Source organism: Glutamicibacter sp. BW80, assembly GCF_002332385.1.
Classification (GTDB): Bacteria; Actinomycetota; Actinomycetes; order Actinomycetales; family Micrococcaceae; genus Glutamicibacter.
Map to the genome: position 1 here is coordinate 83,414 of NZ_NRGV01000015.1, position 23,322 is coordinate 106,735.

At 60.0% G+C, this 23,322-nt stretch carries 22 protein-coding genes, 1 tRNA gene and 1 riboswitch; of the genes, 11 read left to right on the plus strand and 12 right to left on the minus strand.

The features are described 5' to 3' along the window. Positions 1 to 21: 21 nt before the first annotated feature. The 7 genes from CIK76_RS02805 to CIK76_RS02835 form a co-directional block, all read right to left on the minus strand. On the minus strand, positions 22 to 1,725 hold the full coding sequence (locus tag CIK76_RS02805) for a helicase HerA-like domain-containing protein (RefSeq protein ID WP_096283280.1): 1,704 nt from the start codon (positions 1,723 to 1,725) through the stop codon (positions 22 to 24). 63 nt (positions 1,726 to 1,788) lie between these two features. Then, the gene (locus tag CIK76_RS02810) at positions 1,789 to 2,559 is read right to left on the minus strand and encodes an amino acid ABC transporter ATP-binding protein (protein ID WP_096283281.1); all 771 of its coding nucleotides are present in this window, start codon (positions 2,557 to 2,559) and stop codon (positions 1,789 to 1,791) included. Next, positions 2,549 to 3,211, minus strand: coding sequence for an amino acid ABC transporter permease (locus CIK76_RS02815; RefSeq protein WP_096283282.1), 663 nt, complete (start codon positions 3,209 to 3,211; stop codon positions 2,549 to 2,551). Before CIK76_RS02815 ends, CIK76_RS02810 begins: the two co-directional genes overlap by 11 nt. Before the next feature lie 89 nt (positions 3,212 to 3,300). Next, positions 3,301 to 4,107 carry an amino acid ABC transporter substrate-binding protein gene (locus tag CIK76_RS02820; protein WP_096283283.1) on the minus strand — a complete coding sequence of 269 codons (807 nt, stop codon included), beginning with the start codon at positions 4,105 to 4,107 and terminating at the stop codon, positions 3,301 to 3,303. Between the two features lie 157 nt (positions 4,108 to 4,264). Further along, positions 4,265 to 5,194, minus strand: a complete 930-nt coding sequence (locus tag CIK76_RS02825) for an AEC family transporter (protein WP_096283284.1) — start codon at positions 5,192 to 5,194, stop codon at positions 4,265 to 4,267. 84 nt (positions 5,195 to 5,278) lie between these two features. Next, positions 5,279 to 5,349: transfer RNA gene (locus CIK76_RS02830), tRNA-Gly, on the minus strand. Positions 5,350 to 5,453: 104 nt separating this feature from the next. After that, positions 5,454 to 5,939, minus strand: a complete 486-nt coding sequence (locus tag CIK76_RS02835; RefSeq protein WP_176484064.1) for an SseB family protein — start codon at positions 5,937 to 5,939, stop codon at positions 5,454 to 5,456. 111 nt (positions 5,940 to 6,050) lie between these two features. Between CIK76_RS02835 and CIK76_RS02840 the strand changes: the two genes are divergently transcribed. After that, positions 6,051 to 7,757: a fumarate hydratase gene (locus tag CIK76_RS02840; protein WP_096283286.1), complete on the plus strand. Its 1,707-nt coding sequence runs from the start codon at positions 6,051 to 6,053 to the stop codon at positions 7,755 to 7,757. Between the two features lie 75 nt (positions 7,758 to 7,832). On the opposite strand, the gene CIK76_RS02845 is transcribed toward CIK76_RS02840, so the two are convergent. After that, on the minus strand, positions 7,833 to 8,696 hold the full coding sequence (locus CIK76_RS02845) for a M15 family metallopeptidase (RefSeq protein ID WP_096283287.1): 864 nt from the start codon (positions 8,694 to 8,696) through the stop codon (positions 7,833 to 7,835). A 242-nt stretch (positions 8,697 to 8,938) separates the two neighbouring features. Here CIK76_RS02845 and CIK76_RS02850 point away from each other — a divergent pair, with 242 nt between their 5' ends. After that, the gene (locus CIK76_RS02850; protein WP_096283288.1) at positions 8,939 to 9,433 is read left to right on the plus strand and encodes a hypothetical protein; all 495 of its coding nucleotides are present in this window, start codon (positions 8,939 to 8,941) and stop codon (positions 9,431 to 9,433) included. A 101-nt stretch (positions 9,434 to 9,534) separates the two neighbouring features. After that, positions 9,535 to 10,116 (plus strand): dCTP deaminase, encoded by a 582-nt coding sequence (dcd, locus tag CIK76_RS02855; protein ID WP_096283289.1) that lies wholly within the window; start codon positions 9,535 to 9,537, stop codon positions 10,114 to 10,116. 100 nt (positions 10,117 to 10,216) lie between these two features. On the opposite strand, the gene CIK76_RS02860 is transcribed toward dcd, so the two are convergent. Both CIK76_RS02860 and CIK76_RS02865 read right to left on the minus strand, forming a co-directional pair. Next, the gene (locus CIK76_RS02860; protein ID WP_096283290.1) at positions 10,217 to 10,942 is read right to left on the minus strand and encodes a VIT family protein; all 726 of its coding nucleotides are present in this window, start codon (positions 10,940 to 10,942) and stop codon (positions 10,217 to 10,219) included. Between the two features lie 66 nt (positions 10,943 to 11,008). Continuing rightward, complete coding sequence (locus tag CIK76_RS02865) at positions 11,009 to 12,337, minus strand: MFS transporter (protein WP_096283536.1); 1,329 nt, start codon at positions 12,335 to 12,337, stop codon at positions 11,009 to 11,011. A gap of 210 nt (positions 12,338 to 12,547) precedes the next feature. Between CIK76_RS02865 and CIK76_RS02870 the strand changes: the two genes are divergently transcribed. Genes CIK76_RS02870 through mnhG form a run of 6 tightly spaced genes read left to right on the plus strand, consistent with a single transcriptional unit; the run spans position 12,548 to position 18,897 of the window. Beyond that, positions 12,548 to 15,523 carry a Na+/H+ antiporter subunit A gene (locus CIK76_RS02870; protein ID WP_096283291.1) on the plus strand — a complete coding sequence of 992 codons (2,976 nt, stop codon included), beginning with the start codon at positions 12,548 to 12,550 and terminating at the stop codon, positions 15,521 to 15,523. Next, entirely contained in the window at positions 15,520 to 15,969 is a 450-nt protein-coding gene (locus tag CIK76_RS02875) for a Na(+)/H(+) antiporter subunit C (protein WP_096283292.1), read from the plus strand. Before CIK76_RS02870 ends, CIK76_RS02875 begins: the two co-directional genes overlap by 4 nt. A gap of 2 nt (positions 15,970 to 15,971) precedes the next feature. Beyond that, positions 15,972 to 17,576, plus strand: coding sequence for a Na+/H+ antiporter subunit D (locus CIK76_RS02880; RefSeq protein ID WP_096283293.1), 1,605 nt, complete (start codon positions 15,972 to 15,974; stop codon positions 17,574 to 17,576). Between the two features lie 12 nt (positions 17,577 to 17,588). Continuing rightward, complete coding sequence (locus CIK76_RS02885; protein ID WP_096283294.1) at positions 17,589 to 18,221, plus strand: Na+/H+ antiporter subunit E; 633 nt, start codon at positions 17,589 to 17,591, stop codon at positions 18,219 to 18,221. Next, on the plus strand, positions 18,218 to 18,484 hold the full coding sequence (locus CIK76_RS02890) for a monovalent cation/H+ antiporter complex subunit F (protein ID WP_096283295.1): 267 nt from the start codon (positions 18,218 to 18,220) through the stop codon (positions 18,482 to 18,484). Before CIK76_RS02885 ends, CIK76_RS02890 begins: the two co-directional genes overlap by 4 nt. Beyond that, on the plus strand, positions 18,484 to 18,897 hold the full coding sequence (mnhG, locus tag CIK76_RS02895) for a monovalent cation/H(+) antiporter subunit G (protein ID WP_096283296.1): 414 nt from the start codon (positions 18,484 to 18,486) through the stop codon (positions 18,895 to 18,897). The genes CIK76_RS02890 and mnhG overlap by 1 nt, the downstream gene beginning before the upstream one ends. 63 nt (positions 18,898 to 18,960) lie before the next feature. On the opposite strand, the gene CIK76_RS02900 is transcribed toward mnhG, so the two are convergent. After that, entirely contained in the window at positions 18,961 to 19,212 is a 252-nt protein-coding gene (locus CIK76_RS02900) for a DUF4235 domain-containing protein (protein ID WP_096283297.1), read from the minus strand. Positions 19,213 to 19,286: 74 nt separating this feature from the next. Continuing rightward, positions 19,287 to 19,405: riboswitch (TPP riboswitch) on the plus strand. Positions 19,406 to 19,476: 71 nt separating this feature from the next. Between CIK76_RS02900 and CIK76_RS02905 the strand changes: the two genes are divergently transcribed. Both CIK76_RS02905 and CIK76_RS02910 read left to right on the plus strand, forming a co-directional pair. Continuing rightward, positions 19,477 to 20,094, plus strand: coding sequence for an ECF transporter S component (locus CIK76_RS02905; RefSeq protein WP_096283298.1), 618 nt, complete (start codon positions 19,477 to 19,479; stop codon positions 20,092 to 20,094). Beyond that, a complete protein-coding gene (locus tag CIK76_RS02910; protein ID WP_343252104.1) occupies positions 20,087 to 22,432 on the plus strand; it encodes an ATP-binding cassette domain-containing protein in 2,346 nt (781 codons plus the stop codon). The genes CIK76_RS02905 and CIK76_RS02910 overlap by 8 nt, the downstream gene beginning before the upstream one ends. Here CIK76_RS02910 and CIK76_RS02915 read toward each other — a convergent pair. Then, complete coding sequence (locus CIK76_RS02915; RefSeq protein ID WP_096283299.1) at positions 22,429 to 23,304, minus strand: aminodeoxychorismate lyase; 876 nt, start codon at positions 23,302 to 23,304, stop codon at positions 22,429 to 22,431. The two genes, CIK76_RS02910 and CIK76_RS02915, sit on opposite strands and share 4 nt — an antisense overlap. Positions 23,305 to 23,322: the final 18 nt, after the last annotated feature.

Sequence of the window (23,322 nt, forward strand, 5' to 3'; positions counted from 1 at the left end):
TTTCCGTTCAGAGGTTGTAACTCAACGGCGGCGGCGTCGGCGTTTTGTGCCGAACATTCCGCGGAGCATTTCGCGCCCCACCATTTTCGCCGCGTCCATTGCGAAGTCCATCAGCGGGTTGACTTGATTGTTTGAAGAATCGTTGGGGCGCTGTGGGGGCGCGGAGGATGACGACGGTGATTTTGTACGTGACGAAGACGGCGGCGTGGATTCAACCGGTGGCTGTTCCGCCGGGCTCTGCGAACTGGGCGGTACCGAAGTGGGCTTGCCAAGAATTGAATCTGCGATCCGGCGTGCTTCGGCATCGACATCTTGCGCGTCCGATGATCCGGAACCTGGCGCCGCAGCCGGGGGTGCCGACTCTGCGGCCGCCGGTTGGCCATTGAGCATCTCCATGGCCGAACGCCTATCGACCGCCGTGGCGTATTTTGCTGCCAGCTCAGAAGCCTGGATCAGCGAAGCCTGGGTTTCCGGGGACGGCGGACCGATGCGTGAGCCCGGCGAGGTGAGCTTGGTCCAAGCCACCGGCGTCGGCGCACCGCGTTCATTGAGCACGGTAATGACAGCTTCGCCAACACCGGCTTGGGTGAGAGCCTGGCGCAGGTCCAGGGGACCAGCAGGGAAAGTCTTGATAATCGCCTTGAGTGCTTCACCGTCCTTGGGCGTGAAGACGCGGACGGCATGCTGTATCCGGTTGCCGAGCTGTCCGAGGACCTCGTCGGGCAGATCCGCGGGCGATTGCGTGACAAAGAATAGGCCAACACCCTTGGATCGAATGAGGCGGACGGTCGAAATGATCGCATCGATGAAGGCCTTGGAAGCGTCTTTGAACAGCAGGTGCGCCTCGTCGAGGAAGAAGACGAGCTTTGGCTTGTCCAGATCGCCGGCTTCTGGCAAGTCATCAAAGAGATCGGCAAGCAACCACATCATGAAGGTGGAGAACAGCAGCGGCTGGCGATTCAGCGAGGGCAGTTCCAGGCAGCTGATGATGCCGTTCCCGGCCTCGTCGAAACGCAGAAAGTCATCGGTATCGAATTCGGGCTGGCCGAAGAATTTATCCAGGCCCTGTGACTGCATGATGGTCAGTCCGCGCAAGATGACTGCGGCCGTTGCGGCGGGAACTCCGCCGAGACCTTCGAGGTCCTGCTTGCCGTCATCGCTGAGCAAGAAATTAAAGACCGCTTTGAGATCCTTGAGATCGTCCAAGGGCAGCTCACGCTGGTCGGCGTAGTGGAAAACCAACTGGAGGCACTCCTCCTGCGTCTCATTGAGTTCCAAAACGCGTGCAAGCAGGATCGGGCCGAAAGAATCAATGGTGGCACGCACCGAAAGCCCGTCGGTGCCCTCGCCAAGGGTCAAGAATTCCACCGGGTTCGCTCGTGCGGTGAACTCGTGGCCAATACCTGAAAGGCGTGCGGTGAGTTTGTCGCTGGGCTCTCCCTGCTGGGCCAGACCGCCCAGGTCGCCTTTGATATCGGCTAAGAAAACCGGCACGCCCTGAGCGCTGAGCTGCTCGGCCATCACCTGCAGGGTGACGGTCTTGCCTGTGCCCGTAGCGCCGGCAATGATGCCATGGCGGTTCAGCATTCTTAAGGGAACACGAACTTGTGCCTCAGGCTCCGGCGTTCCAGCGACAATTGCAGCGCCAAGCTCCAAGCCTGCGCCGTCGAAGGCGTAACCAGCTCGAAGCTGCGTGATGATCTCCTGCGAGGTACTTTCAACCATGCACATAGCCTACGCATCGCGTGAAGCTATCGGGAGAACGGCACGTAAAAATTCGTAGAAGACTTAGAAGGGATGCAAAAGCCGCTGCATAAAGGCCTTGGTGCGATGATGCGAGGGATTACCGAGAACCTGGGCGGCCGGCCCGTGTTCGACCACAACTCCACCATCCATGAACACCACGGTATCGGCCACATCACGGGCAAAAGCCAGCTCGTGGGTGACTAGCACCATTGACCAGCCCTCCTGAGCCAACTCCTTGATCACGGTCAGCACCTCGCCGACAAGTTCCGGATCCAGGGCGCTGGTTGGCTCGTCAAAGAGCAGCAGGTCCGGCTGCAGCATCAGCGCCCGTACGATGCCCACGCGCTGCTGCTGACCGCCGGAGAGCGAAGAAGGATAAGCCGCGGCCTTCTGTGAAAGTCCGACGCGCTCCAACAGTTCATTGGCTCTAGCCATCACCTCTTCGCGGGGCCGGCGCTGCACCTGCAAGGGGCCAATGGTCACATTTTGCAGCACCGTGAGATGGGGGAACAAGTGGTGACCTTGAAAAACCATCGCTGAGCGATCGCGGAGCACCTGGGCTTTCTTGGTCGGCAGCCCAGGGACAAAATGCACCTCGGGGCCACCGGCAAATGCTACGACTCCTTGATCCGGATTTTCCAGGCCGTTTAAGCAACGCAGTGCGGTAGTTTTGCCCGAACCAGACGGTCCAATGAGTGCTACAACCTCACCGGAATGCACAGTAAAATCTATGCCGCGCAGAACCTGATTGCTGCCGAATGCCTTGTGCAGCCCGGTGACGTTGAGCAAGGGGGTGGTATTCCTAGGCGACATACTTTTCAAGCCTGCTTTCCATGCGGTCCTGGATTGCCGAAAGGATCAGGCAAATGACCCAATAGATGGCTGCCGCTTCGAGATATAGCAGCATGAATTCATAGGTGGTAGCGGCGATTTCCTGGGCGCGCCGGAACATCTCGGTCACCAGAATCATCGATGCCAACGAAGTGTCTTTAACCAGCGAAATGAAGGTGTTCGACAGCGGCGGTACTGCCACACGCGTCGCCTGCGGCAAGATGAGCCGATACAGGGTGCGCGTACGGGACATCCCAATGGTGTAACCGGCCTCCCACTGCCCACCAGGCACCGACAGGATTGCGGCGCGGATGATTTCCGCGGCATAGCCTCCGACGTTGAGGGTGAATGCCAAAATGGCCGAAGGCCAAGGATCAATGGTGACTCCCAAGGAGGGCAAGCCATAGAAGATCACGAACAATTGGACCAATAACGGGGTGCCGCGGATGATCGAAATATAACCACGGGCAATTCCGGAGACCAGCTTGTTCGCGCTGATCCGCATCAGCGCGACCATCAACGCCAACGCCAAGCCCAGGCTGAAACTGATCAAGGTCAGGGGAATGGTGGCCATTAATGCGCCGCTGACCATCGGCCACAGCGAATCCAAGGCTAGCTGCCAGAGTGAATCCATTTGTTCTCTTCCCGTCCTAGACAGCGGACACTGGCCCAAAGTGGGTCCTTGGGCCAGCTTACGTGTCGAGGTGCGACGATCGAGGCTAGTTACTTGGTGATGTCTTCGCCGAAGTACTTTTCGGAGATCTTGGTGAGGGTCCCGTCAGCCGACAATTCCTCCAATGCGGTGTTGATGGCATCGCGAAGTTCGGTCTGGTCCTTCTTCAAGGCGACGACGGTCTCGGACTTCTCCTCGGACTCGGCAGCGATCTTGATGCTGTCATCCGGGTTGGTCGTCTGCGAATCCAGGAAGGTGAGTTTGTCGTTGACCGTGGCATCAACCCGGCCCTGCTTGAGCAGCGTGACGGCCTGGGCCCAACCCTCGACCGCCTGGATCTTGGCGCCCGCATCCTTGGCATCATCGTGGAAGCTACTGGTCAGCGACTGCGCAGTGGTTTTACCGTCCAGCGAATCGAAGGAAGTGATGTCGGTGTTCTCGCTTTTGGTGACGATGACACCGCTGGAGAAGTTGTATGGCTCGGAAAGCAGGTATTTCTCAACCCGTTCCGGGGTTACGTTGACCTGGTTGGCGATGACGTCAAATCGTCCGGCTTCCAGACCGGCGAAAATGCCATCCCACTGGGTTTCTTGGAACTCGACCTCTACGCCGAGCTGATCGCCGACTGCCTCAATGACTTCAACATCAAAACCGGTCAGCTGATCGCCTTCGTGGAAGGAGAAGGGACGGTAGGTGCCTTCGGTGCCCACGGTCAGCACGCCGCTGTTTTTCACATGCTGCAGCAGGTTTTCATCCGCGGCGGGGGAGCTGGCGGAGTCTGTACTTGAGGCACCGCATGCACTCAGTGCCAGTGCGAGTACTGCCGTAATTGCCAGAAGGGGAGCTGTGCGCTTCATGATGACCTAACATTTCGAGGTGACGAGGTGTTCTCTACCCAAATCAACGGTGCTGACTTACCGGGTATTCCGTAAGATTTCCGTGAATAAACCTATGAAGCAACTGACATGTCATATATCTTCTTCTGTAATCGATCATCCTTCACGGAATCTTCCGCTAAAGCCCGAGGAGCAATGCCAGAATCATCATCATGGGGACGGCGCAGATAGTGGTGAATAACACCGTATCCTTGGCGACCGTCACACCACGCTCGTAGCGTTGCGCGGTGACAAAAATATTCTGTGCGGTGGGTAGCCCGGCCATAATGACCGCCGCGACCAGCATCCCACCGGAAAGGCCAAAGAGGTAGGCGGCGGCCAACCATGCGAGCAGTGGCTGCAGGAATAGCTTCGCAACCGAACCCAGCAATACATCTGCCCGGCGTCCGGACTTCTTTTCCAAGGGTTTGGAACCGACCAGGGAGATGCCGAATGCCATCAGCATGGCTGGAATCGACGCACCGGAAATTAGTTCGATGGGCGCCAAGACCAATTCGGGAACCTCGAATCCCGTCAGCGCCACCACTAGTCCCAGCATCGAACCGATAATCATCGGGTTCTTCGCAGTGGCAACCACCAAGGCTATCGGGGTAGTGCGATGTGTGCTGGTCGTAGCATCTAGCATGGCCAGATTGATCGGCTGGTAGAGAGCCAGCTGAAACAGGATGATGGGCGCCGCATGAGACACGTCGCCCAGCACGTACAAGGCGATGGGCAGGCCAAGATTCGCGGAGTTCACCGTGGAGGCCGACATGGCCGCCACGATTCGTTCGGCCGGTTCGCGTTTGAGCCACTTATAGGTCACCAGATGGTAAGCCAGAGCCGTCAAACCGGCAGAGATCGCGGCAACCCACATCAGCGGCCCCAGTACGGCCACCGGTTCCGACTCGGCCAAGGTGACAAACAACAGCGCCGGACTGGCGACGAAAAACGTCAGCCGGCTCAGCACATGGCGTCCCTGTTCGCCCAGCACTCCGGTGCGACCCACCAGATAACCCACCAAGATCACTATCCAGATGATTGAGAATCCTGACAGCACACCGGTCATGGAAACTCCTCGGTTCGATAAGGCGCGGGATGCCAACGCAAAACGTCGGGACACCTGAGGTGTCCCGACGTTCGGCATAATGCGAGCGGGCGACGGGAATCGAACCCGCGTATCGAGCTTGGGAAGCTAGCGCTCTACCATTGAGCTACGCCCGCAATGCTCCGGGCGGCCTAATGGCGGCCCGGGCGAAGTCCAGCTTATCCTACGAAATCGCAGGTCAGAAATCTGCGAACCGAGATGTCCGAATTTTGACCCGATCTCACTCGGCCCGTTTTTCCTTGAGCAGTTCTTCCTTCAGGATGGCCACTCCATCCGCTGGAACTTCAAAGCTCAGTTCATCTCCCGGATTCACCACGAAACCGGTTCCTTCCAACGCGCGCACAATCGTGGCACCCTGCACCTTAACTCCATAGGGGGCCATGTCGATGTAGGAGCCAGGGATACGATCCAATCCGGTAAACAGCGCGACCATTGCGGCCCCTGCCGGGTTGGTGAGCAGCATCGGCTGCGCATTCTTGTTGTCCTCGGTCACCTCTTCGCGTGAGAGGAAGTAAACCTCGGCGGTCATGAAGGCGCTGATCACGGATCCGGAAAGTTCGGGTTTGTTAAGTCCGGCCTGCAACATCATCTCGAAGTGCGTTTTGGGACGTTCGCGTTCCTTGTCCATTGGCGTTTCGACGACCATATTCGGCTGTTCGTCGGGATTGCGTCCGTCCCGCGGGGCGTTGCTGTTATCGGAGCTCATGTACTCAAGCATGTCGCGCCAAACCCGCAGGTGCAAACGCCGAATGAGGAAAATCGGCGCAAAGGCCTAAAATAGTTGAAGAGCAATCATCATCATTTCCAAGGACTGAGCATGCCTGAATTTCGCTATGAAGATCTTCTGCCAATTGGCGAGGATCAGACCCCATACCGCAAGATTTCCTCCGAGGGCGTCAAAGTTGTCGCCGGACCGGACGGCAAGAACTTCCTGCAGGTAGCCCCCGAGGCACTGGAACAGCTGGCCGAAACCGCACTGCACGATATCTCGCACTACCTGCGTCCGGCCCACCTGCAGCAGCTGCGCAACATCCTCGACGATGACGATGCCAGCCCGAACGACAAGTTCGTGGCACTGGATCTGCTGAAGAACGCAAATATCGCCGCCGGCGGCATCCTGCCCATGTGCCAGGACACCGGAACGGCAATCGTCATGGGTAAGCGCGGCCAGCGTGTGCTGACCGAAGAGCAGGACGAGATTTCGCTATCGCGCGGCATCTACAACGCGTACACCCGGCTGAACCTGCGCTACTCGCAGCTCGCCCCGATCACCACCTGGGAAGAGAAGGCCACCGGCAACAACCTGCCCGCGCAGATTGACCTGTACGCAGACACCAAGGCCTGCCACGACACCGACTACAAGTTCCTGTTCATGGCCAAGGGCGGCGGCTCCGCCAACAAGTCCTTCCTGTACCAGGAGACCAAGGCGATCCTCAACGAGAATGCGATGCTGCGGTTCCTGGATGAGAAGTTGCGTTCGCTGGGAACGGCCGCTTGCCCGCCGTACCACCTGTCCATCGTCATCGGTGGAACCAGCGCCGAGATGGCCTTGAAGACCGCCAAATACGGGTCGGCCAAATACCTTGATTCGCTGCCCACCGAGGGTGCCATGACCGGACGCGGATTCCGCGATACGGAGCTTGAAGACAAGGTGCTGGAGCTGACCCGCCACTTCGGCATCGGCGCCCAGTTCGGCGGCAAGTACTTCTGCCACGACGTGCGCGTGGTGCGCCTGCCACGCCACGGTGCCTCGCTGCCGGTGGCTATCGCGGTATCCTGCTCCGCCGACCGCCAGATGATGGCGAAGGTCACCGCCGACGGACTGTTCGTCGAGCAGCTGGAAACCGATCCGGCGCGCTTCATGCCAGATGAGAACCACCCGGCGATCGCCGCGCACGACGACGAAACCGCTGGGGTCTCCGGCACCGGCGGATCCTCCGTGGTCAAAATCGACCTGAACAAGCCCATGGATGAGATCCTGGCCGAACTGTCCAAATACCCGGTCAAGACCCGACTGTCGCTGAACGGTCCGCTGGTCGTGGCTCGCGATATCGCGCACGCCAAGATCAAGGAACGGCTGGACGCCGGCGAAGAGATGCCGCAGTACCTGAAGGACCACCCGGTCTACTACGCGGGTCCGGCGAAGACTCCCGAGGGCATGCCCTCGGGTTCCTTCGGCCCAACGACCGCCGGTCGCATGGACTCCTACGTGGATCAGTTCCAGGCAGCCGGCGGCTCGATGGTCATGCTGGCCAAGGGCAACCGCTCCGGCCAGGTCACCGAGGCCTGCAACACCCACGGCGGGTTCTACCTCGGTTCGATCGGCGGCCCGGCCGCCCGCTTGGCGCAGGACTGCATCAAGAAGGTCGAGGTCGTCGAATATGAGGAGCTTGGCATGGAAGCTATCTGGAAGATCGACGTCGAAGATTTCCCGGCGTTCATCGTTGTCGATGACAAGGGCAATGACTTCTTTGAAGCGACCATGAAGCCGACCTTCACCGGCATTCCGGTTCGCGCCAAATAGTACGCGAACGTGGCTTAAATGCTTGGGGGCTCACCGAATGGTGAGCCCCCAAGCATTTAACATATGGGTATTGAACTACTTTTCGGTGAAACCGAAACCCCAGTCGCGATACGGGGGAAGGAAACGAAGCACCAGCAGGTCGTCGTCCTTGACCGGACCTGATTCGTCCTTCTTCTTGGAAGCCGGCGGAGCGGAATCTTCTTCGACGGTTGCCGCGTTTTCCACGGTTTTCTCGCCAGCCTCTTCGCTTGCCGCTGCTTTCGCGTCGTGCAGGAATTCGTGATACTCCTCGAAGGTTTCGGCCTTCGATTCCTTCATGGCCGCGGCGTGCTCCTTGCCGATATAACGCACATGCCATGGCTCGTACTTATAGCCGGTGATCTCTTCCATGCCTTCCGGATAGCGAATGATCAATCCGTAGTCCACCGCATGCTCGGCAACCCACATGCCGGCGTTCGTTAGGCCGAAAGATTCTTTGAGATCGGTGCTGCCGCCGATGCTTCCAACATCTGCGGCCAAGCCAAGCTGGTGCTCGCTGGTTCCTGGGCGTGCAGAAATGCGTTCGGCATAGGCCGTACCGTATTTGGCCTGGTACTGGTTGAAGAGCACCGCTTGGCGTCCATAGGATCGGTAGGCGCTCAAAAGCTTGATGGGGTGACCGGACTTGCGTGCCCCGGCAATCAAAGCCTCAACGGCCTCGGCCGCTTCGGGGCGCAGCTTATGGGAAGTTCCCGCGACATCCACCAGCTTCTTTGGCGTGTAATCGGCAGGGGAGAGCTGGGTGTCGGGATTGATCAACGCGAGGAAGCTTGCGGCATCGGTAAACTCTCCAGCCTCGACTACTGGCAGCGCTTCGGGAGCCGCATGAGCTGCCACGCTGCCAGAGAGCACAACAACGCCCGCCAAAACGGCACTAGTGACTGCTGAAGCCAAGCGCATGAAACGTACCTTCTGTTGTGGATCGGCGAATGGGACACAAGTCCCTAGACCACGATAGCCTCAAATCCTCTATAAACTATGGGAATTTGAGCAGAACCACATGTTTCGATGTCACCGGGTTCACCCGGTGCACAGCACAGTGTCCGCGAGAATGACCGGTAGCATCAAGGAGACGAATCAAGAGTCTTGCTTCGCGCATAAGATCCGCACCTAGCCCCAATCATGCAAGGAACTCGATCTAGTTGAATAAGAACGAACTCAAGGCCGATGGGTTCACCGGTTTTCGGCCCTTTAAGGCGCTGGAGACGAACCGTGTGCCACAGCGTCAGGGCATCTTTGCGGTCTTGCGCCCCGCGGATTTCGAACCGCGTTTCCTGGCGCGCAGCGGCGCCGGAATATTCAAGAAGAAAAACCCTTCGCTGCCGATTGAAGACTTGAAAGCCCGCTGGGTCCAGGAGGCGGACATCTTGTATATCGGAAAGGCCAGCCCGGGCAGCCAAGGAAATCGCGGCCTCCGCATACAACTGAAAGAGATCATCGATTTTGGGGCGGGCAAACCCCCGGGGCACTGGGACAGCCGTTTGCTCTGGCAACTTGCGGGCTCCGGGAAGCTCATCATTGCCTGGAAGGAACTACCAGCCGAAGACCTGAACCAGGCTCTGGCCAACTATCAAGCGAAGTTCCTTGCGCACTATGGCCAGCTACCCTACGCGAATATCGTTCAAACGCGCGCCTAGGGTGAGCGATTCAGCAGATTCGGGAATAGTTTGCCCTAAAAACGCTACTTTTTGGGTTTCCTACTGCGACTTACAGGGATGAACAGGATAAATTTAGTTACGTGTTGTATTCAGATCGTGATATTCGTCGAGAAATTGTATCCGGTGAAATTGGCTTAGAGCCGTTTGACCCTGAGATGGTGCAGCCCGCATCGGTTGATGTGCGCTTGGACAGATTCTTTAGGCTCTTTGATAATCACAAGTACGCTCATATCGATCCGGAACAGGATCAGAATGAGCTGACCCGGCTTGTTGAGGTCGCCCCGGACGAACCCTTCATCTTGCACCCGGGAGAATTCGTGCTGGGATCCACCTATGAGGCGGTGACTCTTGGCCATGGAGTTGCTGCGCGGCTCGAAGGCAAGAGCTCCTTGGGCCGCCTGGGTCTGCTGACGCACTCAACCGCGGGATTTATCGATCCGGGTTTCTCCGGTCACGTAACCCTAGAGCTGTCGAATATGGCAACACTGCCGATCAAGCTTTGGCCGGGATCGAAGATCGGGCAGCTGTGCTTCTTCAAGCTGACTTCGGATACCGAACACCCCTACGGCTCGGGTCCATACGGGAATCGCTACCAGGGGCAGCGCGGGCCGACCGCTTCACGTAGCCACCTGAATTTCCACCGCACCACTATCGAAGAATAAGTCCCGAGTTCCCCGCGCGCTGTTCTAGGGCAGGCTGCCCGGATAGGCCTTCGAGGTGTGGTTGCTCCTTAGCGCTAAGGAGCAACCACACCATCGCCATTTAAAGCATCAGGGCGCTTCCGCCGAGCCAAGAGCCGATGGCGAAGGTGACGACCAATGCCGTGGCCCCACCGATCAGCACGCGCAGCGTTGGGCGTAGCACCGGTGCGCCACCGAGCTTGGCACCTAAGATGCCGGTGACCGCCAGCGCGAGCAACACCGCGGCAAAGGTCACCGGAATCTTCAGTGGCCCAGGCAGCAGGACGGCGGTGGCAAAAGGCAGGACCGCACCGCTGAGGAAAGCAATAGCCGAGGCGATGGCCGCGTGCCACGGACTGAGCACCTCATCCGGATCAAGATTCAATTCGGCATCCAAATGGGCTCTGAGCACATCGTGCTCGGTCAGCTCAACGGCAACCTGTGCCGCGGTGCGGGCGCTCAGCCCCTTGTCCCGGTAGAGCTGGGTCAGCTCTTCGAGCTCGGCTTGGGGCGTGTCGCGCAGTTCGGCCTGCTCCTTCTCGATCAGCGCCCGCTGAGAATCTGCGGCGCTGGCGACCGACACATATTCACCGAGAGCCATGGAGATGGCTCCACCAATCACGGCTGCGGCGCCGGCGGTGAGGATCGGAGCGTTGGCGGTCGTGGCACCGGCAACACCGACGACCACGGCGGCAACCGAAACGATTCCATCATTTGCCCCGAGGACTCCCGCGCGTAACCAATTGAGCCGTTCGGCCACCCCCGAATCATGCGGCTCGACACCGTGCTCGGTATTTTCTGCGTTCATGAGCGACAGTCAATCACTAGTGCACCGGGCTTAGCCAGCAGGAGAAGATTTACGGCATTCGCGTTTCTAGCTGCCCGGTGTTTTGTGAGGCGAGCGGATCGGCAGCAGCAACAACAGGCCTAGCAGAAGCACCACTAAAATTCCCAGGATTCCATAACGTTGTGCCTGACCGCTCTCCACCAAGGGGGTGGCAAGGGCAATGGACAGTCCAAAGAGCGTCGGAGCAAGGAAGGAGACCGCACGTCCGGTGGTCGCGTAGAGACCGAAAAGTTCGCCCTCTCGCCCTTCGGGGATCATCCGGGACAGGTAGGAGCGCGAGGCCGACTGGGCCGGTCCCACGAATAGGGTGAGCAGCAGTCCGAAGATCCAGAATCCTGAGGCACCGGGGGAGAAGAACACCCCGGCCCCGGCAATCAGCAAGCCAATGAGCGAACCGGTGATTACCGCCTTCGGTCCAATCACGTCATCGAGGCGACCGCCTATTACCGCGCCGAGCGCGGCGACCATATTGCCCACAATTGCGAAGATGATGACCTCGGTGAGCGTAAAACCGAAGGTTCCGGCGGCAATCACGCCGCCGAAGGTAAAGATCGCGCTGAGCCCATCGCGGAAAACGGCCGAGGAGCCTAGGAAGAAGAGCAGATTGCGGTCTTCATGCCACAGGCCCACGATGCGGCCCCACAACACCTTGTAGGACTGCGACAACGGAATCTTCGTTGACACCGTCGAGGTGCTTTCGGGGATGACGAAGAATAGCGGCAGCGCAAAGATCAGGCACCACAGTGCGCTGAACACCGCGACCCACCGCAAGTTCAGCGAGTCGGCGGTATTCGCTCCGGGCCAGTCGACGATTGGCTGGACGAATCCGAAGAGCACCAGGGCCAGCGCCAGAATTCCGCCGACATACCCCATGCCCCAGCCGAAGCCGGAGACCTTGCCAACGGTGGCGCGCGTGGAAATCTGGTTCAGGACCGCGTTGTAGTTCACCCCGGCGAATTCAGAGAACAGCGACAAGGCCGCAATGATCCCGACACCAAAGAGCAGGTAGTTCGGATCGGGGTAAACGAAGAAGCCGGCGGCGCAGACCAGCACAAGCAGCAAGGTATTAACGATGATCCAGAGTTTGCGCCGCCCGGCGGCGTCCGCCCGGAGCCCGGTCACCGGAACGAGCAAGGCGATCAGCAAGCCTGCGATGGATAGGGCTTGCGAGAGGACCAGCGATGAATGGTCGGTATCACCGAAAAGTTCACTGGTCAGATACACGGTGAACACGAAGGTGATCATCACTGCGTTGATCGCCGCCTGGCCCCAATCCCAACTTGCCCAAGCCCAGGTGTACTTATTGAGCCACTTGCCACCGTGTTGGTCTACCACCGGTTCAATATTCGATCCCATGTGGGCATCGTACAGGTTTGCGGTGATCAGAAAATGAATTAGCACATGCATATGCCAGTGTCGGAATTCATCATGTTGTTCTCCGGTGGCGCAATTACTCCCCGAAGCGCTCAACAGTGCATAAAATCCCCTCTGGACTGATAAAATTGCGTAGCGGACATTTTCTGTTCGTCGGACTCTGGCCCCTTGTTCAGTCGACAGAGGAGACGTGTGTTAATAATTCTCATTGCACTCTTTGCAACGGCGACGTTGTCCCCAATGCTGTTCCGGGCGCTCAAAAGAAACGCCTTCTATGTAGTGGCAATTGTTCCCGCAGTGGGTTTTATCTGGCTCATCACACGCATGCCGGCCGTCCTGGCAGCAGACCCGACCTTGTCATCCGGGGCCCCGAACGCGCCACCTTCTTTGAGCATCGACTGGATCCCGGGCCTGAATATCGGGCTGAACTTCCGCATGGATGCGCTAGCCGCAAGCCTGCTGCTGCTGATCCTCGGCGTTGGCGCACTCGTGCTGATCTACTGCGGACGCTACTTCAAGAACGATGACCCGCAAATCGGTGGCTTCGCCGCCAAGATGGTCGCCTTCGCCGGCGCCATGACCGGCCTGGTGACCGCCGACGACGTCATCATCATGTTCATCTTCTGGGAAATCACCTCGGTGCTTTCCTACCTGCTCATCGGCTTCAGCCAGCACCTGATCACCGCGCGACGCTCGGCAATGAACGCGCTGATCGTAACCACCTTCGGTGGATTGGCCATGCTCGCCGGGCTGCTGATGCTTGGCGCTCAAACCGGCAGCTACCGGCTCTCCGAGTGGATCGCGCAGTCCGAACAGCTGGTCTCCACCGGAATGTTCGTTGACGTGGCAATCGCCTTGATCCTGCTCGGAGCCATCTCCAAATCCGCGCTGGTTCCCTTCCACTTCTGGCTGCCCGGAGCGATGGCCGCACCGACCCCGGTTTCCGCCTATCTTCACGCCGCGGCCATGGTCAAGGCCGGGGTATACCTCATCGCCCGACTGGCCCCGGGCTTTTCCGAAACTGCTTTTTGGGTGCCGCTCACCGTAGGCATTGGCGTGCTGACCATGCTGATCGGCGGTTACCGCGCGCTGAAACAGTATGACCTGAAACTGATCCTTGCCTTCGGCACCGTCTCGCAGCTTGGCTTCATCATTGCGATCTTCGGCTTCGGCACCGCCGAAGCCGCCTTCGCCGCGCTGGCATTGACGCTGGCACATGGCTTGTTCAAGGCCACCTTGTTCCTCACCGTGGGCATCATCGACCACAACACCGGTACCCGTGATATCCGCAAGCTCTCCGGACTGCGGCGCAGCATGCCGATCCTGGCGCTGATCGCCGCTATCGCCGTCGCGTCGATGGCGGGGATCCCGCCATTGTTCGGATTCGTCGCCAAGGAGGCGGTCTACGAGGCCGCCTTGCACCTGGACACCGGCTGGGGGACGTTCGCGCTGATCGGGCTGGTTCTGGGCGCCGCGCTGACCATGGCCTATTCCTTGCGCTTCCTCATCGGGGCCTTCGGCGTGAAACCGAAGATCGCCGGCGAGACCACGTATAAGCGTCCCTCGCTGATCTTCCTGAGCCCCCTGCTGGTGTTGACCTTGTGCACCCTGGCGCTGGGCCTCTACCCGAAATTCATCGAACCGCTGATCGCCCACTGGTCGCTCCTGCAGGGCGGACCGGGGCAGATGCATCTAATGCTTTTCGCCGGGTTCAACCCGGCCTTGGGACTGAGCGCCATCTCGGTGGCCATCGGTATTTTGTTCTTCTGGCTGCGCAAGCGCACCGATACCGGAGCGCCGTTGCGGCGCAGCGTGATTTCCGCCGAGGAAGTCTACCGCGGGAGCATCAACGTGCTGGACCGTGTCGCCATTTGGACCACCGGTCGTACCCAGCGTGGTTCGCTGTCCTTCTACCTGGGCGTGATCCTCATGGTCGTGCTCATCTTGCCGCTGTCCATCGCGTTGACCGTCGAAACTCCGTGGCCCACCAACTGGGTCATTGCCGATCATCCGGCCCAGCTGGTCATCGGCGCGATCATCATCACCGGTTGCGTGATCGCGATCGTGGCGCCGAAGCGTTTCATGGCGGTGCTGATGGTCTCGGTGACCGGCTACGGGATGGTTGCCATCTTCGCGCTGCAGGGCGCCCCGGATCTGGCGCTCACCCAGCTGTTGGTGGAAACCATCGTGCTGGTCTCCTTCGTGCTGGCGCTGCGCGCCCTGCCCAAACGCCTCTGGGTTGGCCTGACCGAGATCAATTGGGGCCGCGCGGTGCTCGCCATCGCGCTGGCGATCATGGTGGTGTATATCGCTATCGCGATGATGGCCGCACGCACCGAAGCCCCGATCTCGCTGGCCTACCCGGATCTGGCCTACTACGAGGGCTTCGGCGAGAACATCGTGAACGTGACGCTGGTGGACATCCGCGTCTGGGATACCTTCGGCGAGATCACCGTGCTGGCGGCTGCGGCCACGGGCGTGGCCTCGCTGATCTTCGCCGGCCGGAGCTTCGGGCAGCGCGTGCGCGCCCATCATGTAGCACCGGGAAGCATCGACCGCGGCTCCGAAGCCATGGGCGACCAGCGGAGCAAGGAAGTTGGGCTGCGCGTGGCCCGGCGTTTCGCCAGCTCCAGCAACCAGGACTGGCTGATGGCCGGCAACACGCTGGTGGCCGAACGGCGTTCGATCATTTTCGAGATTGTCACCCGGCTGGTATTCCACACGGTGCTGCTGCTCAGCGTCTATGCGCTGATCGCCGGGCACAACGCCCCCGGCGGGGGATTCGCCGGCGGGCTGATCGCGGGGCTGGCCTTGACCATCCGCTACCTTGCCGGCGGACGCGTGGAGCTCTCCGAATCGATGCGTGTCGCACCTGGCATGCTGATCGGTGGCGGCTTGGCCCTGGCCGGAATTGCCGGAGTGATTCCGGTGCTTTTCGGCGACCCGATCTTCACCACCTACGTATGGGAATTCTGGCTGCCGGTCTTTGGCGAACATAAGTTCGTCACCTCAACGATTTTCGATATTGGAGTGTATCTGGTGGTCCTTGGCCTCGTACAGGACGTCCTGCGCTCCCTGGGTAGCGAAATCGATGAGCTCTCCGAGGGGCGCTCACCGATCGAACAACACGATGTCACCCACGCCACGGCTTCGGGGGTAGGACGATGAGCGTGAATATTACCTTCCTGGTGATTACCGGCGTGCTGCTGGCCGCCGGATTCTATCTGGTACTGGAACGTACCCTGACCCGCGTGCTGCTTGGCATCATGCTCTTGGGCAACGGGGTGAACCTGCTGATCCTGACCAGCGGCGGACGCCGCGGGGTGGCGCCGCTGTTCGATTCGAGCATTGCCCCGGAGGAGTACTCCGATCCGTTGCCGCAGGCCTTGATCCTCACCGCCATCGTGATCACCTTCGCGGTGACCGCGTTCCTGCTCGCGATGATCTATCGTTCCTGGGCGCTGACCAGCGCCGATGTGGTTGCCGACGATACCGAGGATATTAAGGTTTCGCAGTCCACCGCATATGACGAAGAAGAAGATTCGCCGGTAGCCGAGGACACGACAGAATTCGTCGATGAAGAAGGCCGACCGATTAGAGAAGGGGAAGAGTAACCATGGAATTTCTCGAACTCTCCCCGCTGGCTGTTCTGCTGCCGATATTCGGTGCCGGCGCAGCGTTCCTGGCGCGCCGCCGCCTCCGTGTCCAGCGGCTGATCACGATCGGCATCCTCTGCCTGACGCTGGTTCTCGAAGCCGGCATGGTGGCAGCGGTGTGGGGCGGCGAAAGCTATGCCATCCATATTGGCGGCTGGGACTCGCCGTTCGGCATTGCGCTGATGGTCGACGGCTTCAGCTCCTTCATGCTGCTGATTTCGACCGTGGTGTCCCTCGCGGTGCTGTTCTACGCGACCAGCCAGGGCCTGGCCGATGGGGACGAACCGGGGCCGGTATCGGTCTTCCACCCGGCCTACCTGATTCTGCTCGCCGGCGTGTCCAACGCTTTCCTCGCCGCGGATCTATTCAACCTGTATGTCGGCTTCGAAATCCTGCTGACCGCCAGCTACGTGCTGCTGACCCTCGGCGGTACCGCCGAACGCATCCGCGCCGGAACCACCTATGTGGTGGTTTCGGTGGTGTCCTCGGTGATCTTCCTGATGGCGATCGCAATGATCTATGCCGCCACAGGTACCGTGAACATGGCAGACCTGGCGGTGAAGCTGCCCGAACTGGACCAAGGCCCGCACCTGATCCTGCACGTGCTGCTGCTTATTGCTTTCGGCATCAAGGCCGCCGTTTTCCCGCTCTCACTCTGGCTTCCGGACTCCTATCCAACGGCTCCGGCCCCGGTCACCGCGGTATTCGCCGGGCTGCTGACCAAGGTCGGGGTGTACGCGATCATCCGTACCGAAACGCTGTTGTTCCCCGGCGGGACGGTTAACGCCGCGCTGCTGGTGGTTGCGGCATTGACCATGGTCATCGGTATTCTCGGTGCGCTGGCCCAGACGGACCTCAAACGTATGCTTTCGTTCACGCTAACCAGCCACATCGGCTACCTGATCTTCGGTGTTGCCGTCGGCGGACCGCTGGCCATCGCCGCCACCATCTACTACGTGGGCCACCACATCATCGTGCAGACCTCGCTATTCATGGTTGCCGGGCTCATCGAACGCCGAGCAGGCAGCGCGAACGTGACCAAACTCGGCTCGCTGGCCAAGCTGTCTCCGATGCTTGCCGTGCTCTTCTTCATTCCGGCCATCAACCTCGGCGGCATCCCGCCCTTCTCCGGATTCCTCGGGAAGTTCGGGCTGTTGCATGCGGCGTCGTCCGAGGCAGACGCCTTGACTTGGGTGGTCATCGGCGCCGGGCTGCTGACCAGTTTGCTGACCCTGCTTGCGATTATTCGTGTGTGGGCGCGTATGTTCTGGCGCCGTGCGGCGGATGCCGAGGTGCCGAACGCGCAATTGATCGCAGAATCGACGCGGGTTCTGGAACATGCCGCGGCAGGCGGCGCCGAGTCCCCGCATCTGGGCAGGAAGCTTGCCCGCGAGTTGGAATCCGAGTCCCTGCCTTGGGGGATGCGCTACGCGACCGGTTCGCTCGTTGCCGCAGGTATCGCGCTGACCATTTTCGCCGGGCCGATCTTCGCCTTCTGTGAACGCGTGGCGGCCGAATTGATTGCACGTGAACCATTCATCAACGCAGTACTACCGTTGAGTTAGGAGGAAAGGCGCATGAAGGACAAGAACCTCAAACATCGTGACCAGCGCATCGATGATGCGCTGGATACCTCCGGTGTCCGTCACCGTGCCACCTTCAAGCAGGAGTGGCCGTTGCTCCTGCTGCTCATCTTCGTATGGGGTGCACTGTGGCAGGACTTCTCGGCCGGGAATCTATTGTTTGGCGCGATTATTTCGATCGTCATCGTGAATCTATTCCCGCTGCCGCCGGTGGTGCTTCCCGGACGAATAAACCTTTGGTATTGCCTGAAGCTCTTCGCGTGGTTCCTGATGCAGGTATTCGTCGCCAGCGGCCATGTGGCGCGAGTTGCGATAGTACGCCGTAAGAAGGCACGCAGCGCGGTGATCGCAGTGCCGCTGCGCACCGAATCTGACTTGGTAGTGATGACCGTGGGCCATGTGCTGACCCTGATCCCAGGTTCCTTCGTGGTGGACGTGGACCGCAGCAGTTCCACCTTGTACCTGCACTATCTCGATGTGAATAGCGATGCGGATGTGGAAAAGGCGCGAGCGAATATCCACGACATTGAACGCCGGTTGATCATGGCCATCGGAAGCCCCGATGAATACGAGGCGATCAAGAATGAATGCGGTCCGGATTTCTCCAGCAGGAAGCCCAAGAAATGATTGAAATAGCTGTATGGATTGGCGGAGTGATGTTGGCGCTGGCCTCTATCGCTTGCCTGTGGCGGGTTTTCAAGGGCCCCTCGATTCTTGACCGGGTGCTCGCTCTCGACGTCATGCTGTTGATCATTTCCAGTGCGCTGTGCCTAGACATGGCGCTGAACCGGCACACCGATTACCTGCTGTTCACGGTGGTTGCCTGCACCTTGGGATTCATCGGCTCGGTTACCGTCTCGCGGTTCGTATCGGATCAGAGGAACGCCTAATGGACACGTTCTTAGAAGCACTCGCTGCGCTCTTGCTGGTACTTGGTTCCCTGATGTCGCTGATCGCCGGAATCGGTTTAATTACCTTCCCGGATCTGCTTTCACGCATGCACGCGGCCACCAAACCACAAGTATTGGGCTTCCTGCTGCTCTTCGCCGGACTCATCATCCACTTGCGCAGCTGGGGACTGATCCCGGTCTTTGCTTTGGCCTGGGGATTGCAGCTGCTGACTGCCCCGGTATCGGCGCACATGATTGGCCGCGCCGGATATCGCACGAAGCACGTGGCGAAAGAAACCTTGCATGTTGATGAACTAAAACAGGTCATTAGCAATCATTCGCAGACGACCGGAACCACCGCAGCGGTGCCGCCAGCGAAACCTGCACAGAACGACGAGCCCGAGAGCACCTAGCTGCTGGTTAAACTTTGGTGGGGCAGGCCAAATGGCCTGCCCCACCAAAGGAATTCGGCAATGTTACTTGCTGAACTTCTTCATGGCCTTGTTGGTGCCGCGATCAGCCAGCACCTGGATAATCGATGCGACCACGGCGGAGAAAATGGCGAACCCCAAAGCCTGGCGCATACTCGCTTCCGCGGCTGCTTCCTTGCCGTGACGTGGCGCGTCGTTTCCGGTGAAGCCTTTCCAGACCTTGTCGACCAGTCGGCTTCCAAGCATTCCCGCTCCCATTGAAATTCCAAGGGTAACAAGCTTCTGCACTGAGTTCATGAGGACCTCGCATTCGCGTCGTAAGGTTTCGTTCTGTAGCCCAGCATACCTGCGGTATGGTGGTTGAGCAGTAATCATTCCGACAGGGGAGCGTCATGCCGTTCGCGGTGCAAGACGCTGAGAGTGCGATAGATCGCAGACCCTCGAACCTGCCCCGGCTAGTACCGGCGAAGGAAGTCGAGCATCTCGGATGCGGATCATGGCGCGCGATTAAACGCCCACCGGTCCGTGCATCTCCCCTCCTTACATAGGAGGACAAACCTTATGAACGTTGCACCAGCAACTAACCGTGCCAGCTGGCGCGTGGTCGACATCGTTGTGGCCTCGGTAATCGCGGTCGCCTCGGGCGTTATCTTTTGGGCTTGGAACGCCGGATACGGATTGGTCAGCCTTGCTTTCGTGGCTTTCCCACCGGCAAGCGCCTTCGTATCTGGCATGTGGCTTTTTCCCGCGGTGCTCGGTGCGTTGATTATCCGGAAACCCGGTGCCGCGCTGTATTGCGAGATCCTCGCCGCCGTCATCTCAGCCTTGCTAGGTTCCCAATGGGGATTAGCGGTGCTGTTCTCCGGCCTGATCCAGGGGCTCGGAGCCGAGGTGGTCTTTGCCGCAGTGAGGTACCGCCGGTGGAACCTGCCGGTGGCACTGCTTGCGGGATTCATGTCGGGAATTTTCGGCGGAATCGGCGAAGCCTACCTGCTGGGTTACTTCGCTGAGTACACCGAGGCGATGAAGCTGTTCCACGTAGTTGCCATGGGCATTTCCGGCCTAGTTATTGCCGGACTTCTCTCGTGGTTGGCAACCCGTGCTCTGGCGAAGACCGGTGCTCTGGGAGCATTGGCTAGCCGTTCGGCACACCTTGAAGGTTCGCTGCGCAGTGCCTGAATTGAGTTCTTCGACTACCGAAGCCACCCCCGGGCACCTCGGCGGTGGCGGCTTTGAGATCACGGCCGACAACTTTGGCTGGCACCATGCCGAACGTCCATTGCCGGCGCTCAGCGGACTGGACGTGCATATTCCTGCCGGGCAAAAGGTCCTGCTGCTAGGCCCATCCGGCGCCGGTAAATCAACGCTCTTGCACGCCTTGGCTGGAGTTCTTGAGATCGACGAACGGCAGCAGGCGACCGGCAAACTGCAGATTCAGCGACGAGATGCCTTCGCCCGAAGCTTCCCGGTCGGGCTGATGCAGCAAGACCCCGAAACACAGATCGTGCAGAGCCGGGTCGGTGACGATGTCGCCTTCGGCGCGGAGAATCTTGGAATGGCTCCGGAACTGATCCGGTCGCGAATCCCCGAGGTGCTTCGCGCGGTAGGACTTGGGAATCTGGACTTGTCGCACCGCACCCAGGAACTCTCCGGCGGCCAGAAGCAGCGGCTGGCCTTGGCCGGGATTCTTGCCATGGGCCCCGGTCTGATGCTTCTGGACGAACCAACCGCAAATATCGACCCTTCGGGGATCGAGCCGCTGCGTGATGCGGTGCTTGCCGCCGCCAATGACACCGGTGCGACACTGCTTGTGGTGGAACATCGCTTGCAAGCCTGGGCAGAGCACGTTGACCGCGTACTCGTCCTTGCCCCTGGCGGCGGGATCGCCCACGACCTCGAGCCGCGGGCGCTCTTTGAGAATGAAAAGATTCGCCGTGAATTAGCCATGGCGGGTATCTGGATTCCCGGCTACGTTCCACACACCGAACCTCTCCACTCACGCGAGGGCGAGGAACTGCTCGCGGCGGTGAAACTGCGCGCGGCGCGCCATGCACAAGCGGTGCCCACAGCCGAAATCAACTTGCGGCTGCGCGCCGGCCAAGCGTTGGTGATTCGCGGGGAAAATGGTGCAGGGAAATCCACCTTGGCGCTGACCTTAGGCGGATTGCTTGAGCCGGCTACGGGCAGTGTCGAAGCAAGCAGCAACCTGGCCGATGGGCTGAGTCCGCAGCCCTTCAGCTGGCGGGCAGGGGCATTGGTTGCACGGATCGGGTCGGTATTCCAGGAACCGGAACATCAATTCGTCACGCAAAGCGTCCGCGAAGAATTGGCATTCGCACCTACCCGGGCACGCCAGGCCGGGGTGGAGAACGAGAAGTACGCTCCAGCGCAGATAGCTCTGCGGGTGGAGGAACTGCTGGACCGCTTGGGGCTTGCCCATCTGGGCGAGGCCAACCCGTTCACGCTCTCCGGTGGCGAGAAACGCCGACTTTCGGTAGCGACGGTGCTGGCCGCCTCACCAGATGTATTGATCTTGGACGAACCGACCTTCGGGCAAGATGCCAATACGTGGCTGGAACTGGCCAACATCCTGATCGAGGCACTTGAATCGGGGATAACCGTGGTCGCGGTGACCCACGACGAAGATTTTGCTCACGCGCTCAACGCGGCGCAGGTCGTGCTGACCCGTGAGCATCCGGATGCCAAGCCGACACCGGTACGCCAAGGCCCGATGCTCGACGCGCCCCTAGGGGAGAGCTGGCTTGCAAAGATCAATCCGCTGGCCAAGCTGGGTGCGATCGCTGCGGCAACCTTGCCGTTGATCTCGACGATCGACTGGGTCTCTGCCTGCGTGGTTATCCTTGCCACGCTCTTTGCCTTGCCGCTGGCGGGCTTGCGTTTGGGCACGTTTATGCGCCGCGGCTGGCCACTAATTGTTGCCGGGGCCCTCGCCGCCTGGGGAATTGCCTTGGTAGGAGAAGACTCCGGCAAAACGCTGCTAAGCCTGGGGATGCTCAGCATTACCGAAGGATCGGTGAGCGCCGGAGTAGCTACCGGACTGCGTACCCTGGCGCTCGCGGTGCCCACGGTGCTCTTGCTTAGTTCCACGAACCCCAGCGACCTCGGCGGCGCCTTGGCGCAACAGCTCAACGTTCCGCACCGATTCGTCTTGGGAGCCCTTGCCGGGATGCGTCTGCTGGGGTTGCTGGTTGAGGAATTCACCACCCTGACCCTTGCCCGCCGCGCGCGAGGAGTCGGCGACCTTCGCTCACCAACCCAACGGGTGAAGGCGAAGCTCGGGCAGGTGCTAGCGCTGTTGGTGCAGGCGCTGCGCCGTGCCGGAAGGCTTGCGGTGACCATGGAAGCCAAGGGCTTTGGCACGGGAACACGTACCTGGGTGCGCTCCGTGTCCTTCACCTGGCTTGACGGCGCGGTGTTGGCGACGGGTGTGCTACTGGGTGCCTTGGCCATAGGTGCCGCCTTGTGGACGGGCACCTTCAACCTGGTCTGGAGTTAACGGACCGAAGCGCTGAGGTCGCTGAGCTCCGCATGGAGCTCGGCGTCTAGGCGCAGCGGTTTGGCGTCAAGGGTGTGGACCGCGGTGAGCAGCCGTACCGAAGAAACTAGCCAGACCCCATCGGCCTGATAGAGGTCCTCCGGTCGGAGCGGACCGTACCCCAGCTCCCAACCGTACTGTTCCGCCGCGTCGAAGATCGCGCTTTGGGTGGTACCGGGCAGGATGCCAGTTTCAAGCATCGGGGTGATCAGTCGTTTGGTCTCCCCGTCGCGTTGGGCAATGAGCACGGTGGAAGTTGGGCCCTCCAAGACCACACCGTCCGACGAAGTGAAGATGACGTCCTGGGCTCCGTGCTTGTGCGCGAAACGCAAGGCCGCCATATTCACCGCATAGGACAAGGTTTTGGCGCCCATCAGAAGCCAGGGGGCACGCTCGGCTAGCTTCGAATCGTAGCCGCGGTCCAGCAGCAGAACGTCGATTCCCGTCTCGCGCTGGTCTTTGCCCAACTGCGGGGCGGGGGCCACGGTAACCCAGCACAGCGCCTGCTCGGCGTCGGAATCAGCGCGGGAAACCACGAGCTTGACTACCGCTTCTTCGGCGCCGCCATCGGCGTCAAAGTCAGCCACGGCGGTATCGATGGCCGCGCGCCAGCGGTGCTCGTCGGGGATGACGAGATCGCAGGCCTCGGCAGAAATAGCCAGACGGGCCAGATGCGCTTCCATTTTGCGTACGGCCTGGTTGGTGTACAGCATCGACTCGAACACGCCATCGCCACGAGTCACGCCTTGGGCGGTTACTGGAAGTTGTGGTGCGTTAATATCGGCCAAGCGCCCGGCAGGATACGCCGGATCAAGGAATACGAGTGAGCTCATGGTTAAAGATTATCGAAA

Bases quoted from the DNA above. Each gene is read 5' to 3' on its own strand.
- CIK76_RS02805 (WP_096283280.1), bottom strand. From the start codon at position 1,725: ATGGTTGAAAGTACCTCGCAGGAGATCATCACGCAGCTTCGAGCTGGT.
- CIK76_RS02810 (WP_096283281.1), bottom strand. From the start codon at position 2,559: ATGTCGCCTAGGAATACCACCCCCTTGCTCAACGTCACCGGGCTGCAC.
- CIK76_RS02815 (WP_096283282.1), bottom strand. From the start codon at position 3,211: ATGGATTCACTCTGGCAGCTAGCCTTGGATTCGCTGTGGCCGATGGTC.
- CIK76_RS02820 (WP_096283283.1), bottom strand. From the start codon at position 4,107: ATGAAGCGCACAGCTCCCCTTCTGGCAATTACGGCAGTACTCGCACTG.
- CIK76_RS02825 (WP_096283284.1), bottom strand. From the start codon at position 5,194: ATGACCGGTGTGCTGTCAGGATTCTCAATCATCTGGATAGTGATCTTG.
- CIK76_RS02835 (WP_176484064.1), bottom strand. From the start codon at position 5,939: ATGAGCTCCGATAACAGCAACGCCCCGCGGGACGGACGCAATCCCGAC.
- CIK76_RS02840 (WP_096283286.1), top strand. From the start codon at position 6,051: ATGCCTGAATTTCGCTATGAAGATCTTCTGCCAATTGGCGAGGATCAG.
- CIK76_RS02845 (WP_096283287.1), bottom strand. From the start codon at position 8,696: ATGCGCTTGGCTTCAGCAGTCACTAGTGCCGTTTTGGCGGGCGTTGTT.
- CIK76_RS02860 (WP_096283290.1), bottom strand. From the start codon at position 10,942: ATGAACGCAGAAAATACCGAGCACGGTGTCGAGCCGCATGATTCGGGG.
- CIK76_RS02865 (WP_096283536.1), bottom strand. From the start codon at position 12,337: ATGGGATCGAATATTGAACCGGTGGTAGACCAACACGGTGGCAAGTGG.
- CIK76_RS02875 (WP_096283292.1), top strand. From the start codon at position 15,520: ATGAGCGTGAATATTACCTTCCTGGTGATTACCGGCGTGCTGCTGGCC.
- CIK76_RS02880 (WP_096283293.1), top strand. From the start codon at position 15,972: ATGGAATTTCTCGAACTCTCCCCGCTGGCTGTTCTGCTGCCGATATTC.
- CIK76_RS02885 (WP_096283294.1), top strand. From the start codon at position 17,589: ATGAAGGACAAGAACCTCAAACATCGTGACCAGCGCATCGATGATGCG.
- CIK76_RS02890 (WP_096283295.1), top strand. From the start codon at position 18,218: ATGATTGAAATAGCTGTATGGATTGGCGGAGTGATGTTGGCGCTGGCC.
- mnhG (WP_096283296.1), top strand. From the start codon at position 18,484: ATGGACACGTTCTTAGAAGCACTCGCTGCGCTCTTGCTGGTACTTGGT.
- CIK76_RS02900 (WP_096283297.1), bottom strand. From the start codon at position 19,212: ATGAACTCAGTGCAGAAGCTTGTTACCCTTGGAATTTCAATGGGAGCG.
- CIK76_RS02905 (WP_096283298.1), top strand. From the start codon at position 19,477: ATGAACGTTGCACCAGCAACTAACCGTGCCAGCTGGCGCGTGGTCGAC.
- CIK76_RS02915 (WP_096283299.1), bottom strand. From the start codon at position 23,304: ATGAGCTCACTCGTATTCCTTGATCCGGCGTATCCTGCCGGGCGCTTG.